Here is a 263-nt window from a genome sequence, read left to right as displayed (position 1 = left end):
CTCCAAAAAAAATGATGGAATTCGGCAGTACTCAGTTAATCAAGGAATCAGTGGAAGCAGGGCTGGGAATTAGTCTGCTCTCAAGCTGGGCAATCAAAAAGGAGCGCATCAACGGCTATATTGGAATCATTAACATGAAAGGACTGCCTTTTAAACGGAATTTCTCGATTCTGACCCATGCAACATATCAAACAAAAGCGCTAAAGATTTTTATCGAAACATTAAGGGAATACTTGGCGGATCCTAAAATGCACACACTTTGA

At 40.3% G+C, this 263-nt stretch carries 1 protein-coding gene; it reads left to right on the top strand.

What is annotated here, in order from left to right; all coding sequences use genetic code 11:
• Nucleotides 1-263 (top strand): LysR substrate-binding domain-containing protein (locus RYX56_RS23125; protein ID WP_317124225.1); only part of this gene is annotated, 263 nt, incomplete at its 5' end.

The sequence above is a fragment of the Alkalihalophilus lindianensis genome, from assembly GCF_032843265.1.
In the GTDB taxonomy this organism is placed as follows: domain Bacteria; phylum Bacillota; class Bacilli; order Bacillales; family Bacillaceae_D; genus Alkalihalophilus; species Alkalihalophilus lindianensis.
The sequence above is the reverse complement of the archived record's forward strand: the minus strand, read 5'-3'. Positions and strand labels throughout refer to the sequence as shown.